This is a genomic window from Roseivivax sediminis, from assembly GCF_900112685.1.
Taxonomy (GTDB): domain Bacteria; phylum Pseudomonadota; class Alphaproteobacteria; order Rhodobacterales; family Rhodobacteraceae; genus Roseivivax; species Roseivivax sediminis.
Genome location: NZ_FOMS01000007.1, coordinates 80,119 through 95,844, shown reverse-complemented (window position 1 = coordinate 95,844; position 15,726 = coordinate 80,119). Strand labels below are relative to the sequence as shown.

The 15,726-nt window shown below is 65.4% G+C and carries 13 protein-coding genes and 1 pseudogene; 6 read left to right on the top strand and 8 right to left on the bottom strand.

The annotated features are described in order from the left end of the window. Window positions 1–21: 21 nt before the first annotated feature. The gene (locus F3H57_RS12290; RefSeq protein ID WP_149756209.1) at window positions 22–813 is read left to right on the top strand and encodes an FAD binding domain-containing protein; all 792 of its coding nucleotides are present in this window, start codon (window positions 22–24) and stop codon (window positions 811–813) included. Between the two features lie 154 nt (window positions 814–967). On the opposite strand, the gene F3H57_RS22245 is transcribed toward F3H57_RS12290, so the two are convergent. Beyond that, the gene (locus tag F3H57_RS22245) at window positions 968–1,132 is read right to left on the bottom strand and encodes a hypothetical protein (RefSeq protein ID WP_188129676.1); all 165 of its coding nucleotides are present in this window, start codon (window positions 1,130–1,132) and stop codon (window positions 968–970) included. On the opposite strand from F3H57_RS22245, the gene F3H57_RS12285 reads away from it, so the two are divergent. The 5 genes from F3H57_RS12285 to F3H57_RS12265 all read left to right on the top strand — a co-directional run bounded on the left by F3H57_RS12285 (window position 1,131) and on the right by F3H57_RS12265 (window position 7,635). After that, window positions 1,131–1,679: a hypothetical protein gene (locus F3H57_RS12285; protein ID WP_149756208.1), complete on the top strand. Its 549-nt coding sequence runs from the start codon at window positions 1,131–1,133 to the stop codon at window positions 1,677–1,679. The genes F3H57_RS22245 and F3H57_RS12285 overlap by 2 nt on opposite strands. A gap of 317 nt (window positions 1,680–1,996) precedes the next feature. Beyond that, a complete protein-coding gene (locus F3H57_RS12280) occupies window positions 1,997–2,467 on the top strand; it encodes a DUF2059 domain-containing protein (protein WP_188129675.1) in 471 nt (156 codons plus the stop codon). Window positions 2,468–3,132: 665 nt separating this feature from the next. Further along, window positions 3,133–4,218 carry a TRAP transporter substrate-binding protein gene (locus tag F3H57_RS12275; RefSeq protein WP_149756206.1) on the top strand — a complete coding sequence of 362 codons (1,086 nt, stop codon included), beginning with the start codon at window positions 3,133–3,135 and terminating at the stop codon, window positions 4,216–4,218. A gap of 117 nt (window positions 4,219–4,335) precedes the next feature. Beyond that, on the top strand, window positions 4,336–5,265 hold the full coding sequence (locus F3H57_RS12270) for a TRAP transporter small permease subunit (RefSeq protein ID WP_149756205.1): 930 nt from the start codon (window positions 4,336–4,338) through the stop codon (window positions 5,263–5,265). An 18-nt stretch (window positions 5,266–5,283) separates the two neighbouring features. Then, complete coding sequence (locus F3H57_RS12265) at window positions 5,284–7,635, top strand: TRAP transporter large permease (protein WP_149756204.1); 2,352 nt, start codon at window positions 5,284–5,286, stop codon at window positions 7,633–7,635. Window positions 7,636–7,862: 227 nt separating this feature from the next. Here F3H57_RS12265 and F3H57_RS12260 read toward each other — a convergent pair whose 3' ends face one another. The 7 genes and pseudogenes from F3H57_RS12260 to F3H57_RS12230 all read right to left on the bottom strand — a co-directional run bounded on the left by F3H57_RS12260 (window position 7,863) and on the right by F3H57_RS12230 (window position 15,698). After that, entirely contained in the window at window positions 7,863–8,675 is an 813-nt protein-coding gene (locus tag F3H57_RS12260) for an arginyltransferase (RefSeq protein WP_149756203.1), read from the bottom strand. 111 nt (window positions 8,676–8,786) lie between these two features. Next, window positions 8,787–9,242, bottom strand: a complete 456-nt coding sequence (locus tag F3H57_RS12255) for an RDD family protein (protein WP_223163068.1) — start codon at window positions 9,240–9,242, stop codon at window positions 8,787–8,789. A 60-nt stretch (window positions 9,243–9,302) separates the two neighbouring features. Next, window positions 9,303–9,761, bottom strand: coding sequence for a DUF2852 domain-containing protein (locus F3H57_RS12250; protein WP_149756202.1), 459 nt, complete (start codon window positions 9,759–9,761; stop codon window positions 9,303–9,305). Between the two features lie 291 nt (window positions 9,762–10,052). Further along, complete coding sequence (locus F3H57_RS12245; protein ID WP_149756201.1) at window positions 10,053–12,728, bottom strand: ubiquitin-activating E1 FCCH domain-containing protein; 2,676 nt, start codon at window positions 12,726–12,728, stop codon at window positions 10,053–10,055. Window positions 12,729–13,213: 485 nt separating this feature from the next. After that, window positions 13,214–13,351, bottom strand: a pseudogene (locus tag F3H57_RS12240) (transposase); the annotation flags it as partial. Between the two features lie 166 nt (window positions 13,352–13,517). Next, complete coding sequence (locus F3H57_RS12235; RefSeq protein ID WP_149756200.1) at window positions 13,518–14,399, bottom strand: carbohydrate ABC transporter permease; 882 nt, start codon at window positions 14,397–14,399, stop codon at window positions 13,518–13,520. 60 nt (window positions 14,400–14,459) lie between these two features. Continuing rightward, the gene (locus F3H57_RS12230; protein WP_149756199.1) at window positions 14,460–15,698 is read right to left on the bottom strand and encodes an extracellular solute-binding protein; all 1,239 of its coding nucleotides are present in this window, start codon (window positions 15,696–15,698) and stop codon (window positions 14,460–14,462) included. Window positions 15,699–15,726 lie beyond the last annotated feature (28 nt).

Genomic DNA, 15,726 nt, shown 5'->3' with positions numbered 1-15,726 from the left:
CGGTCTAGGGAGACCCGAGAGATGTACGCATTCGAGATTGAACGGCCGACTTCCGTCGCCGAGGCGGTGACCGCGCTCGGCACAGAGGAGGCGCAGCCGCTGGGCGGCGGGCAGACGCTGATCCCGACGTTGAAGCAGCGGCTGGCGATGCCGTCGAAGCTGGTTGCTCTGACGGCCATCGCGGACATGAAATACGTGCGGCGCGACGGCGACACGCTGGCGATCGGCGGCGGAACGACCCATGGCACCGTGGCGAAGGAGGCGGCGACGCATTTTCCGGGGCTTGCGGGCCTCGCGGCGCGGATCGGCGATCCGGCTGTGCGCAACCGCGGGACAATCGGCGGGTCGATCGCCAACAACGATCCGTCGGCCTGTTACCCGTCGGCGGCGCTGGCCTGCGGCGCGACCATCGTGACCAACACGCGCGAGATTGCGGCCGACGACTACTTCCAGGGCATGTTCATGACCGCGCTGGAGGAGGGCGAGATCGTCACCGAGGTCCGCTTCCCGATCCCGGAGAAGTCCGCCTACATGAAGTTCGAGCAGATCGCCTCGCGCTTTCCGCTCGTGGGCGTGTTCGTCGCCAAGTACGCCGATCGCGTGGGCGTGGGCGTGACCGGCGCGTCGAATGACGGCGTGTTCCGCTGGAGCGAAGCGGAAGAGGCCCTGGCCGGTGATTTCTCGGCCGATGCCGTGGCGGGGCTGACTGCGCCGGACGCGTCCGACATGATCTCCGATCTGCACGGCACCGGTGCCTATCGCGCGCACCTGATCGGGGTGATGACCAAGCGGGGTGTGGCGGCGGCTTCCTGAGGCCTGCCGGATCCGAGGAATCTTGGAGGGCGCCCGCGTTTCGCCGCAGGCGCCTTTTCTTTTGGAGCTCGGTCAGGCGCCGCAGCGACTCGGCGCGCTTTGATGACCTGAGCGCGGGCGGCGCCGGCGGCACGGTCTGGTTGTGGTGATCGCGCTAGAAGGGGCCGTCGGTCGAGGGGTCGAGGTGCCCGCTGCGGGCTGCGAGCGGCGCGACTTCGTCGATCAGCTCGGCGACGTCGTCGCTGGCGGGTCCGCGCGGTGCCCTGGCGCGGGCCGGTTCGTGTAGCGTGCCCCGCGCCGCGCGGACATGTCGGATCATGTCGTGCATCGCTGTCCGCATCTCGGGGCCGATGCTTGCGGAGAGACGGCTGAGCGTTCGCTCCATCGCGGCTTCGGACAGGCGCGACTGGGCTCGTAGCGGCGACCAGGATACGGCGCTCCACCGCGGAGGTGATCGCTGCACGCAGCGCGGCCGCGGTCAGCCTGTCCTTTACGAGGTATTCGGCACCGGCGTATCGCATCGCCTTGATCGAGACGACGGCATCGTCCGGACCGACCGGCATGATGGCCAGCGCGTTCGCCTGTTCGGGACGGGCTTGCAGGATGCGCAGCGCCGCCAGGCCGTCACCCTCGGGTGGGTGGCAATCCACGAACTCCAGATCGTAGGCCGCCGCGCCGAGATGACGCGACAGCTTTCCCATGGTGTTCGCGTCATCGAGGCGATGCGCAGCTCCGCCTTCGCGCACGTGCGGCGCAGCACGTCGCGTGCCGCGGCGCCAGGGTCCAGGACAACCCCGCGGAGGACGGGGGCAGCGATGGCGGCATCGGCGATGCGGATATCGAAAGAGGGATCGGCGTTCATGTAAGGCTCTCGTGGCGAGGATCCTTCAGACGTGTCGACCGATGTTCTGAGGCGCCGGCGGCGGCGCAAGTCACGTCGCGCGCGCGGATGTTCTATCCGGTTGGCCGGGCCCCACGTTCAGTCCCTGTGATCGGGAGCCTATGGCCAGTGTCCCAAGCGATGGTAAAAGCCGGCTGGTCCCGGCCGCGGGACGTGCGCAATCGTCCGGAGCCGCCCGGCAGTCGTCCTTGGGCGAAAACCGGCCGGACGGCATGGGCGTGTCGCATCCGCAGGTTACATCCACTCGGGTCGACCCGCCCTGCTGCCCGAAAGGAGCCCGATTTGACCCGTTATCTTGCCGCCCTTGTCCTCGCTGCCGCGTTGCCGGCCGCCGCCGCCGCCCAGGAGGACGTGTCCGAGCTTGCCCGCGACTATGTCGAACTGCCCGAAGTGCAGACGATGATGGACGAGATGTTCGCCCCCGAGAGCATGGCCCAGCAGTTCCAGTCCGGCCTGCCGCCGAGCGTGACGCTGACCGACGCGCAGCGCGAGGAGGTCGGCGTCATCCTGTCCGAGGCGATGAACGGTCTGCGCCCTGAGATGGAGGAGGTGATGATCACCGGCAGCGCCAACCACTTCACTGCGGCCGAACTTCAGGCCCTGATCGACTTCTACTCCTCCGAACACGGCGGCGCGGTGATGGCCAAGATGCAGCCATTCATGCAGGAGACGATGGGGACGATGATGCCGCGCATCCAGGCGCAGATGCAGGAGGTCACGCCGCAACTGATCGAGATCATCGAGGGCGAGTGATCGGCGGCCGCGGCGCTGTTGATCTCCGACTATCACAGTCGGGGTAGCGTGCGTTCCGGCAGTGGAGGGTCGCGCAACGACACCGGAAGCGATCGATCTCGTGACCCGGAGTTTCGGTCGGGCCTATGCCGCCAAGCGGGACACCGCGCGGCGGTTCCACCAGACCTGCTCGCCCGCGCCCCGGTCTGCGGGCCATTTTTCCCAAAGACATGGGGCTGTAGCAGGAAAAGCTGCCTTCCACGCTCGGCACGATCGTCAGGGAATTCAATCGGCTTCGGTACCTGGCGGTGCGCTGGACGCGTTGGCATGGATGAAGTCGATCATGGAGCCGGGACTGACGCAGGAGGTGCGCCAGCGCGGCGCCGCCGATGCCTTGCGCGGGCGTCTTACGCGCCGGATCGCGCCCGGGGCTGGTGACCGGCATGCCGGTCGCAAGAGGCCAGACCTGCAAGGGTGCGGCCTTGCCGAAAACCGGCCGGTGCACCGCCCCGGGCAACTGTCAGAACCCTGCGTTACCGAACGTCATTTGCGTCATATTTCATCGGCGCAACACTGCATTTGCCCTTCCTATGACGCTTGCCCAAAGATAGGGTCGCGGGCACTTGGCGATCCGCGCCGCGCATACCGAAGAACGCGGCCGACGCTTGTCAAACAGGGAGGAATACATGGATCGTAGATCGTTCTTGAGAACGTCCGCGCTGGGCGGATCCGCGGCCGCGGCGAGCACGCTGGCGGCGCCGGCCTACGCCCAGGGCAACCGCACGCTGACGCTGGTCACCACCTGGGGCCGCGGCCTCGCCGGCGTGCACGACAGCGCCCAGTACTGCGCCGACCGCATCACCGAGATGACCGACGGCCAGCTGACCGTGGACCTCAAGGCCGCAGGCGAGCTTGTCGGTGCGTTCGAGGTGTTCGACGCGGTCACCGCCGGCCAGGCCGACATGTATCACGGGGTCGATTACTACTTCGTCAACCAGCACCCGGCCTACCAGTTCTTCGCCTCGCTGCCGTTCGGCATGACCGCGCAGGAGCTCAACAACTGGTACTATCACGGCGACGGGATGGAGCTGCACGACGAGCTTGGCCAGATCTTCGGCCTGAAGTCGTTCCTTGCCGGCAATACCGGCCCGCAATCGGGGGGCTGGTTCCGCTCCGAGATCAACTCGCCGGAGGATTTCAACGGCCTCAAGTTCCGCATGCCGGGGCAGGGGGGCGAGGTGCTCGGCAAGCTTGGCGCGTCGGTCCAGAACATCCCGGGCGGGGAAGTCTACCAGGCGCTGTCCTCGGGTGCCATCGACGGCACCGAGTGGATCGGGCCCTGGGCGGACGAAAAGGCGGGCTTCCAGGAGATCACCAAGATCTACTACACCGCCGGTTTCCACGAGCCGGGCCCCGGCCTGTCGCTCGCCCTCAACCGCGAGGTCTGGGACAGCCTGTCGCCGGCGCACCAGTCGGCGGTGCAGACGACCGCGGCGGCCTCGAACCTGTGGACGCTGTCGATGTTCATGGCCAACAACGGCGCGGCGTTGCAGCGTCTGCAGTCGGGCGGCGTCCAGGTGCGCGAATTCTCCGAGGAGATCTGGACCGCCTTTGGCGACGCCGCCAACGAGGTCTTCCAGCAGTACATGTCTGACGACATCTACAAGCGCACCTTCGACAGCTACCAGGCATCGATGCGCGAATCCGCGGCCTGGATCCAGCGTTCGGAAGGCGCCTTCACCGCGCAGCGTAACCGCGTGATCGGCGTCTGATCGACCTGCCACTTCGCCGGGGCGTCCGCGCCCCGGCCTGCCAAAGGCGCCATAAGCGCGCCGGCATCGCCGGGCCAACCCGGCCAATGACCGAAAACCGGCATCAGGGATAACATCATGGACGAAGAGAGCGCGGCCGGCGGCGTCTGGCTCTTCGACGGCATTGTGTGGGTGCTCCGGAACATCGCGATGGCGTTCTGGAACCTGGGCTCAGCGCTCGCGCAACCGCATCTGTGGCTCGACTGGACGTCGAGCGAGGCGATCATGCGCGTCGTCTATTACGGCGGATCGGTGGAGTTCTTCTTTGTCGTCGTCACCTTCTTCCTCGTGATCACCGGCGTGGGATTGTGGAACAACGGTTTCCTCTGGGGTGTCGTGCGGTTCCTCGAGACCTTTGCCAATACGCTCGGCCGTATTTTCTGCTGGGCGGGCCTTCTTATGGTACTGCAGCAGGTCGTCATCGTTTTCATGCAGCGGGTGTTCGCGCGCCCCACGATCTCACTCGGGCTCGGCATTCCAATGGAGTTCGACGTCTCCTGGTGGGCCGAGGAGCTGAAGTTCTACAACGCCCTGATCGTCGCGCTCTGCCTGAGCTACACCTTCGTGCAGAAGGGGCATGTGCGCGTCGACCTGGTCTATTCGGCGGTCAGCTTCCGCACCAAGCGGGTGATCGACATGGTCGGCTCGGTGATCTTCATGATGCCGATGGCCGTGCTGATCTGGATGTATTCGTGGTTCTTCATGTGGCGCCACCTGATCGTGCCCAACCCGTCGGCTTCCGAACCGCTCGAACGGCTTCTGATGAAGGCGCGCGCGCTGCGCTGGAACGTGGAGACGATCGGCTTCTCGCCGAACGGCTTCTCGGCGTACTTCCTCTTCAAGGTGTTGCTCGTGCTGATGGCCGGGCTCATCTTCCTGCACGCCTGGGCCTTCCTCTACCGGTCGTTCCTGGAATGGAAGGAAGGGCCGGAGTCGGAGGACAAGTATCTCGACAAGGACGTGCTCGACGCGCCCGATCCGGGCGGTCACGAGCACGCGGAAATCTGACCGGCGGGGACAGTCCACATGCTATTCGGCCTCGATGGAGTTGAGCTGGGGCTCATCATTGTCTTCGTCACGCTGTTCTCGGCGATCCTGTCGGGCTTCCCGGTGGCCTTCGCCATCGGCGGCGCCGGCGTCATCTCCTTCGGGATCATTGCCGGGCTGGACAGCGCGGGGCTGCTGATCCACCAGGCCATCGACACCTCGTCCGAGGGCTACCGCGCGCTCATCGCCGAGGGTGTGCGGTCCGAGACGATCTCGATCTTCCGATACCCGGACCTGCCGCGGATCGGGGAATCCGTCTTCCCGAACGGCTGGGAAGTGGCGCTCGACCGGAACGTGTCGTTCATCACCAACCGCATCAACGAACGGGTGCTTGCCGGCCCGTCGATCGAGACTCTGCTCGCGGTGCTGATGTTCGTGCTGATGGGCATCGTGCTGGAGCGCTCGCGCATCGCCAACGACCTTCTGACCACCATGGCGCGGGTCTTCGGCCCGCTGCCCGGCGGCCTTGCCGTCTCCATCGTCGTGGTCGGCGCGTTCCTCGCCGCCTCCACCGGGATCGTCGGCGCGACGGTGGTCACGATGGGCCTGCTGGCGCTGCCGACGATGCTGCGCAACAACTACTCGCCGGAGCTGGCGACAGGCGTGATCGCGGCGTCCGGCACGCTCGGCCAGATCATTCCGCCCTCCATCGTGATCGTTCTGCTGGGCACGCTCGCCGGCGATCTCTATTCGGCGAGCCAGGAGACGCGCGCGCAGCTTGCCGGTTGCTCCGACGCGCTCACCTATCTGGGGGAGCCGGCGGTGGTGTCGGTCGGCACGCTTTTCCAGGCGGCGCTGCTGCCGGGGATGCTGCTCGCCTTCCTGTATGCCGGCTACGCGTTCTGTTTCGCGCTCTTCAACCCGTCCAAGGCGCCCCCCGTGGCCCTGGGGCAGGCCGAGGGTGAGGTCGTCACCCGCGGCGAGGGGCTGACCTGGTTCCTCTTCGTGCCGGCCGCGATCATCCTCGGCGTGGTTCTCGCCTCGCAGACGAACGTCGTCGGCAACCAGTCGCTGCGCGTTGACAGGTTCTCGGACGCCGGGCAGACCGCATCGCTGCGCACCAACGTGAGCGAGGAATGCCAGGCCTCCATGATCGAGCTGCACGGCCAGGCCGCCTGGGACAGCGCCGTCGCCGAACAGGACGAGATCGACGCCCAGGGCGGCGTACAGAACGCAGAACGTCTCACCGACGAGCAGATCGTCGAGGCCCGCGCCGAGAAGGCCGCCAACGCTGCGCCCATCGGCTCCGGCATCGCCACCTTCGCGGTGCTCTTCAGCCTCGCGCTCGCCATCGGGCGCGGTGTATCGCCGAGCGCGAGCCCGCTGCCGCTGATCGGGGGCGCGGCCGGTGTGCTCCTGCTGCTCCTCGTCGACATCCTCTTCATCACCCCGTTCACCTCGCCGGCGGGGACCGTGGCGATCATGGCCGTCCCTATGCTGATCGCGCTCTGGGGCGTGAAACATGCGGCGCAGCGGATGGGAACCAACGACCTCATCCGCGTGGTCTTTCCGCCGCTCGTTCTGATCGTCGCGGTGCTCGGGTCGATCCTTGGGGGGATCACCAACCCGACCCCGGCCGCAGCCCTCGGCGCCGCGGGGGCCATCATGCTCGCCGCCTACCGCAAGTTGCGCGAGGAGCGGCGCGATCCCTGGATCATCACATGGTCGACCATCGCGGTCGTCATCATGCTGCTCGTCGGCATCAATTTCGACGTGAGGATCAACGTATCGGCGGTGGGCTTCGTATCCTGGCTGGCTTTCCTCGTCGCCTACGGAGCCTTCCTGTTCTCGCTTTTCGGGCTCCTCTATGCGTGTTGGGTGCTTTTGCGCGCGCGGGTGCTGACCCCGGCGGTACGCGAGACGGCGAAGGTGACAAGCATGGTGTTCACAATCCTCGTCGCCTCGCAGCTTCTCAACCTCGTGGTGATCTCCTTCGGGGGCGAGCACTACATCCAGCAGTTCCTTCAGAGCTTCGACAACGAGTTCAAGGTCTTCCTGATCGTGATGCTCGTGCTCTTCATCCTGGGCTTCGTGCTCGACTTCCTGGAGATCATCTACATCGTCGTGCCGATCGTCGGGCCGGTGATCTATGGTGGCTCTTTCGACCCCAAATGGGTGACGATCATGATCGCGGTGAACCTGCAGACCTCGTTCCTGACTCCGCCTTTCGGTTTCGCGCTGTTCTACCTGCGCGGCGTGGCGCCCGCATCGGTCACGACCGGGCACATCTATCGCGGCGTGGCGCCCTTCGTGCTGATCCAGGTCCTCGGGCTGGCGGTCCTGTGGTTCTTCCCCGGCATAGTCACCATCGTGCCGGACTTGATCCCCTGACTGGAGCGGGATTGGTGCGGCCGTCGGGAATTGTGCCTGGCGCGCGACGGACCGGGGCCTGGCGCTGAGCGGCCGGAGGTCAGCACCTCACGGGTCCCACGCGCCTCCGCCATACGAACGCTGCACAGGGGCAACATCGCGCCAGACGGGTCGGCCGATCCGGCGCCGGCGGGGCGGGGCACGGCATTGCCCGGATGTGAAAGAGAAGCGAACCGGCGTCCCGGCCGTCAGCCCCGGCTGTCGGGAAGGGAGATGTTCGCCACCTGCTCGGCGATCGGATCGGTCGAGTGCGGGTACATTTCCTCGGTGAAATCGTCCTTGGGCGTCTTGCGCGTCCAGGCGCCGCCACGGAAGATCTCGAGCCCCTCGAAATTCGCCTTGTAGCCCATCTTGGGCGAGCCCGGCACCCAGTAGCCGAGATAGACGTAAGGCAACCCGGCCTCGCGCGCGATCTCCACGTGGTCGAGGATCATCCAGGTGCCCAGAGATTGCCGCGGCAGGTCCGGCTCGTAGAACGAGTAGACCATCGACAGCCCGTCATCGAGCACGTCGGTCAGGCACACCCCGGTCAGCCCGCCGCTTTCGCGGTCGACGTATTCGACCACGCGGCTGCGGATCGGTGTCTCCTCGATCATCGCGGCGAATTCGAACACGTCCATGTCGGCCATGCCGCCATCGGCGTGGCGATGGTCGAGGTAGCGGCGGAACAGGGAATACTGCTCTTCCGTCGCCCAGGGGCTCGTGGCGCGACGTTCCAGATGGGCGTTGCGGTTGATCGTGCGTCGCTGGCTCTTGGACGGCGCGAAATCCGCGACCGAGATGCGGGCCGACAAGCACGCGGAACATTCGGAGCAGGATGGCCGGTAGAGTACGTTCTGCGAGCGGCGGAAGCCCTGCTTGGACAGCGAATCGTTCAGCTTCTCGGCCTGCTCACCCTGAAGGGCGGTGAACAGCTTCCGCTCCATCCGCCCGGGCAGGTAGGGGCAGGGCTGCGGCGCCGTCACGTAGAATTGCGGTGCGAGGGGAAGCGCGTGACGCATCGAGAACCTTTGGCATCGGGATGGCAGAAACGTAACAACGCCAGCCTGCGGCGCCAAGTCCCCAAAAAAGGTGAAGCCGCCGTCCGGGGGCGGCGGCGCGGACCCGAGAACTCAGGCGCGCTTGTTGATCATTACCGTGCCGAGCGCCAGGTCGGTTAGGCCCTGGCCCCGCTCGGTGGCGCACATCAGCACGGCGGAGCCGAACTGCACGATCGCGGTCGAGATCGACAGCGCGTAGCCGGCGGTGTGCAGGAAGGCAGTGCCGCTGTCGAGCCGCTCGCCATAGGCATCGCGCAGCTCGATCGCCATCAGCCGCATGCCCCAGGTCGCGGATCCCTCGGCCAGCGTGAACCAGCGGTACAGAAAGCCGACGGTCAGCATAACCACCGGCAGGAAGAACAGCGCGATGAACGCGGTGAGGATCACCACCGGAACCACGAAGATCGACACGACGATCACGTCGATCACCCAGGCCAGCGCGCGCTTCGCGGTCACACCGTCATAAAACTCGGGCTGGGTCATCGGGTCGGGCAGGTGGTGGTCGAGATACTGGTCCATGTCGGTCATATGGGGCTCGCGGGGCTTGGAGTGAACCGGGGCCGCGCGGGGCCCCGGATATCGGTCGGTTCAGGCCGGTGCGCCCGGGCGGGTCTCGGTCGACGCGGGATACGTCTCGGGGGCGGCGTCCTGGCGCGTGTCGCTCTTGCGGGCGCGCTCTTCCATGAACTGGTCGAACTCGGCCTTGTCACGGGCGTCGCGCAGACGTTTCAGGAAGGCTTGGAAATTCTCCTGCTCTTCCTCCAGCCGGCGCAGCGTCTCGGCCTTGTAGGCGTCGAAAGCGGTGTTGCCCGAAGAGGACATCGCGGCGCGTCCGCTTCTCCAGCTCGATTGCGATTTTCGGCAGGAAAACATGCGTTTGCTCCAGATCATGTAGAACAGGAAGGCAAGGCCCACGGGCCAGAAAAGGATGAACCCCAGCACCATGGCGGCGATCCATGCACCCTTGCCCTTGTCGTCGAGCCACGCCTCCGCACGGGCGAACCACCCGGCATTGGCAGGAAGCGTGGCAGAGGTCGTGGTGGTCATTGTCGGTCTCCGTCGTTGCCGTCGTACATTGATGTGAACGTCTTTCACATCCAATAGATCGGAAGTCCGGGAGCTGTCTTCAAGACGCCATGTGAAAAACTTTTACATTGGCGGGCCGGGGGAACCGCGTTTGGTCGGTTGTAGTGGTTCTGAGGCTGCACCCTACAGTTGTTGTAGCGTGACGTTCATTTTTTCAGTGCGTGACGTTCGTTTTTTCAGCAACGCGATTTCGGGGTGCGGGCGCCGCGGGCAGGGGTTTGAAGATAGCTTCACCGGTGCTCGAAGCCGTCTTCAAGGCACGACGATCCGGGTGGCGATCCGCACATCGGGCGCGTCCTCCGGAACCTTGAGCGTCAGATCGCCCGCCGCGGATTGCCCGAACTCGGCGCGGCCGTTTACCCGAAGCTCGAGATCGACCTGGATGTCGTCGGGTCCGGCGAAGTCGGCGCTGGTCTCGATCACGGCATAGAGGCTGTTTCCCGCCGCGAAGGTGTCGGCCCCTTCCTCCTGGTCGGTCCTGGCGAAGAACCCGCCGTCGATGCGCGCGTCCAGGCCCGGGTTGCCCCCGAACTGGTCGAGGTCGCCGAGAGAGATCCGCGGCTCGGCGTTGACATATCCGGCGGACACGTCGGCACTGGTGGTCGCGGTGATCCCGACCAGGGATCCGCCGCGGGGCGCGACGAAGCGGGGGCCATGGATCTGGTGCAGAGAGGTGCCCGGCAGCAGCCCGTTCTCGATATAGCCGCCGCCGGTGTAGGCGCCGTATCCCGCGCTGTCGATGTTCGGGAACCGGAAGTGGATGGCGTCGTCCACGATGATGTTGCTGACCTGGCCATTGATCTCGGTCATGCCCTGCACGCCGATCAGCTTGACCTGGTCCCCGGTCCGCAGCCCGTGCGGGCCGTTGGTCTCGACGATGGTCACGCCGCCGGCGGCTTCGACATGCGCCACCGCCGGCAATGTGCGCGTCTTGGTGAACCGGACGATCTGAGACGTCGCGTTCCGGTCGATGACCTTCAGCGCCACGGTGCCGATCTTGCGCTTGACCAGAGCCCCCGTCAGCACCTCGTTCCCGTTGGTGCTCACCACCACCTCGAATTGCACGCCCGGCTTGATCGCGCCGGCCGGAACGATCGTGGCCGGGACGCCGGCGGTGAGATCGACCAGCCCGCTCCACTCGCCCGAGAAGATCAGGCCGGCGTCCGGATCGACCTGATCGGCATCCCCCCCGGTCCAGGAGATGTTCTCGACATGCGGCAATTTGAGATTGGACGCCGCGTCGGGCCCCATCCGGATGATGACGGATCGCGCATTGGCCGGGACGTTGGCCTTCTCCAGGCCGTAATCGCGAATGGTCGTGTTCACGAAGTAATTGCCGTCGAGATAGATCAGCGAGCCGCCGCCATTGGTGACGTTGCCTTGCCCGCCGTGAATGCGGCTGTCGTAAAGAGCCCCCCCGAGGCAGAGAATGCCGATGCCGTCGTAGGATTCGTCGTAGCAGGAAGCGTACACCATGTCGTAGATCGACATGCGCGCGAAGCTCTCCGCGCTGGTGAGCCCGGTATCGACGTCCGAGATCTCGTGGGCCACCTGCCAGGCGGAGCCGTCGTAGACGCGCACCTCTGCGGCGGAGGAATTGTAGTAGAGATCCCCCTTGACCGGGGAGGAGGGGTTGGTGGTGCCCGTCGCGCGTTCGCGCCAGCCGATGACATCGCCGCGCACCCACATCGCGTCGACCCAGTCGGACCCGCGATGGACCCGGAAACCGGCGGTGCCGCCGGACGTGCGATAGTAGCAATCCCCCTCGACCGCGGCGGCGCCCTTGGCCGCCACTGCTGCCGCGTCGTCGGTGTACGTGCCGAGGCTCGTGCCGCCGGTGACGAACCGGGCGGGCGATTGCCAGTAGGCTTCGAGCGCCCAGCTTTCGGCCCGGCGCCCGCAGACGAGACCGTGCGCGAGATTGCGGGCCTCGGTTGTCCCGCCCTTGTCGCCGAAGGTCATGTTCTCCGACCAGGTGCGCCAGATGAGCGCGAGGTGGCCGATGCTGTTGTAGCGTGCGGCCGGGGTGCCCCACATCTCCGGCTTGATCTGGCTGGTGCGGGCATCGAAGGACCGCGTGAGCCATTTGGTGTTCGCATGCGGGATGAACTGCCCGCCCTCGATCTCGGTCAGGAACCTTTCCTCGCCCGCGCCTTCCCAGCTCAGGATCCCGTCGCCGACGCCGCTGTGGCGCAGCTTCGCGCTCAGGAAGTCGAAACAGACGGTCTCGAGCTGGCGCGGCATCGTGCCGACCGTCCGCTTCTGCGAGAACAGGTCCAGCTGGTCGAGCAGGTAGTCGCCGCGCGCATAGACACGCACCGGGCCGGTTGCCGTTGCGCCGATGGCCGCACGCAGCATCGCGTTCCATGCCGCGGTGTCCTTGGCCGCGTCGCCGCCGACCGCCCCGAACGCCTCGGGGGTGAACTGATTGCGTCCCGTCACCACGAGCCCCACCTCGCCGGCCGTGGTCAGGTGTGCACCGGATGCGACTTCGTTGTATCGGAACCCGTCCTTAGTCTCCCAAAGGGCGCCTTGACCGCGCGACCCTTCCAACGATGCAGCCAATGATGTCGAATCGTCATATACCCGATGCACAACCTTGGAATAGTCGCCCCGCGTCCAGTTGCCGGCGAAGGTCGTGGGGCTAGCATTATCTATGAGCGGCACCAGCCAGTCGCCGACGGCGAACACCTCCCCGTCGACCGTGCCTGCAACACTTACGAAGTAGTAGCTGCCGTGAAGCGCATCGGCGGGAAAGCTCCCGGCGCTCGCATCGAAGGCGCCGGCGGGCATGAGGCCTGTGACAATGCCGCCGATCTCCTCGTAAAAGGCGTCGATGACCGATTGCATCGCAAGTTCGAGCGCTTCCTTGGTGGTACGCGTCGGAGTCTCGTCGCTCCTGGGGAGTTCGAAGCTCGGTCCTGACATTCATGAGGCCTTCTGCTTTGTGAGGCGACCCGACCAAAGGCCGGCTTCCCGGTAAACGCTGATCAGACGACCATCGGAATTCAAATCAAGTTTTCCCGTTTCTCTTGCCGACGCTTTGGTTTGCTAACGCGAACGGCAGATGCCGGCATGAACAGTATCCCGATGCGGGGGTGGTCAGGGATACGGTGTGTGGGGGGCGGCAATTCTTGCGCAGAGGGATGATCCGATCACGGCGCGCGAAGAAGAGGGCGCAGCGGAAACCGCGGCACGCAACAAGACCGAGCCGACATTCGCGGAGTCGGACGACATCGTCTTCGACGCGGCGCGCCGGATGCCGGGTGAGGTCCGAAACGAGACGCGGCACATCGCGGCGACGCCGTGGCAGGACATGCCGGCACTATGGAAAAGCGCGACCCCGATCTTTCGGCGGGCCTGTGCTTGCATCGCATGGCACCCGCGCGCGTTCGCTTCGAGGGTCCGCGAACTTTTTTCGTCCAGGCGTAGAGCGAATACGGGCTGACCCCGAGCCGCTCCGCCCCTTCCCTGACCGGCTATCCTCGCGCGGTGATCTGCGCGACCGCGTCGCACTTGAACTGGTCGCTGAACTTGCTGCGGCTCACCATAGCCTCCTTGCCTCAATAAACTAGCGAAGAAGGCGTCCACAGGGCACGGCGCTATTCAGCCTACCGTAGCAGCTCTTACCAACCCGCTACTTTCCGGAGGCGGACAAGCCGGAGCGACCTTGGGTGCTGAGGCCAGCCCCCCGAAGACGTCGGCTCGCCCCCAATCTCAGCGGCGCCGTTCCAGCAGCCAGAAGAAGACGACGGTGATGCCCAGCACGACCAGCAGCAGCAGAAAGGCGGCGGCATTTCCCTCGTTGATCGCCAGCCCCTGAAACGCACGCTTGTACGCGAAGAAGGACAACAATTCGGTCGAGATACCGGGCCCGCCCTTGGTCATCACGTAGACAAGATCATAGGTGCGGAATTCGTTGATGAGCTGGATCACAATGGCAATGCTGGCGACCGGGCGGAGCATCGGCAGCGTGATGTACCAGAACTGCGCCAGAGGGCCGGCACCGTCCACCTCGGCCGCCTCGAAGGGTTCGCGCGGCATGGAGGCCAAGCCCGCGGAGAGCAGCAGCACCACGAAAGATGTCTGCTGCCATATCTCGACGAAGACGAGGGTCGAGAGCGCGAGGTCGGATGTGCCCAACCAGTCAACCGGTGCAATGCCGAGGCCCCCCAGCGCGGTATTCACGATGCCAAGATTGGGTTGCAGGAGCATCTTCCAGATCAGCGCCACAGCGACCGGCGACATGGCCATCGGCAGTGTGAGGATGGCGAAGTAGACCGCGCGCATGCGCACCACCTTGGTCAGCAGCAGCGCAATACCGAGGCCGACCAAGAACTCGCCGATCACCGAGGCGGCGGAAAACCGCAGCGTCACGCCCAGTGAGGACCAGAACATCGGATCCGACAACACTTCGACGTAGTTCTCGAGACCCTGGAACGGGGTGAGGCTCGGCCGTATCAGCGTCATGTTCGACAGCGAGATCACCAGCGCATAGCCAAGCGGAAGGCCCATCGTGAGGGCCAGGACGCTAAGGCCGGGGGCTGCGAACAGGCGGCCGAGGCGGCGGCGGGCACGCGAGATGCTGTAGTCGGACATCGGGGTTTCCGGAGCTCTTATGGGGTGCCCCGCCCCGGTCCCGGGGCGGGGCCGGGGCGTTCAGTCGGCCATCAGATCGGTAAGACCTTCGGCCGCGGCAGTGATCGCCTCCTGGGGTGTCGCGTCACCGCTCGCGGCGAGCGAGATCTGCGTGCCCAGAACATCCTCGTATTGCGCGGTATAGGTGAAGATCGGGAAGGATTTTCCTGCTTCGACGACCTTCTGGCCATCTGCGTAATAGGGGTGCGCTTCCAGCACTTCCGGTGCGGAGAATACGTCGGACTGCACCGGCGAATGGCCTTCGACCGCGCGCCGGACGGCGATGTCGTGGCTCTGGACCCAGGATATGAACGTCCATGCGGCGTCCTTCTCCGCGTCCGAGACATTGACGGGGATGCCCCATCCCCAGCCGCCGGATTCCCCCGCGCCGCCCGGCATCACCGACAGGGCCAGCTTATCGGCCACATCCGGGCAGTTTTCGGCGTTGTCCAGCTGCGGCAGCATCCACCAGTACGTGACCATAGAGAAGGCTTCGCCGCTACACATCAGGCGCATGGTATCATCCAGGGTCGCAGACAGGGCGCCGGTCTGCGCGGCATTCTGGATGGCGTCGGTATAAAGGCCCAGCGCAGTGACCGCGGCATCGCTGTCAAGCACGACCTCGCCCGCGTCGTCGAGATAGGCGCCGCCGGCGGAGAACAGGTAGTTGGAGAACTCCATGGAGTTCGGATCGCCCTTCTGGCCCTGCATCGCGGCGCCGACCACGTCGCCTTCTGCCGAAACCGCCTTGGCCAGGTCGACATAGCCTTCGAGGGTCTCGGGCAGCGACTCGCCGCGCGCCTCAAGCAGATCCTTGCGATAGATGAGACCCATCGAATAGTTGTACATCGGCAGGATCGGCAGGCTGCTGTCGGTCGCTCCGAGCAGGTCGAGCATCGAGGGGATGAAACCCGACATGTCGAAATCGCTGTCCTCGACATATGGCGTGAGATCGGTGAGCCAGCCGGCCTCGGGGAATTCACCCGCCCAGAGGAAATCGACCGAGAGCAGGTTGTAGTAGGATGTGCCGCCGACCAGCTGGGCGACCAGCTTGTCGTGCATGTCGCCATAGCCGACCTTCTCGAATTCCACTTCGATGCCGGTCTCTTCGATGAACTCGGGCAGCATGGATTCGATGATGCGGGTTTCGGGCACGTCTTCCATAAGTGCACGGATGGTGACGTCCTGCGCCATGGCAGGGGAGGCGATCAGTCCGGCGAGCAAGGCCAATGAGGAGGCGTGTGTCATCTTGGTCTTCATGAAAAATCCTTTCCTGTTGCAGAGATGA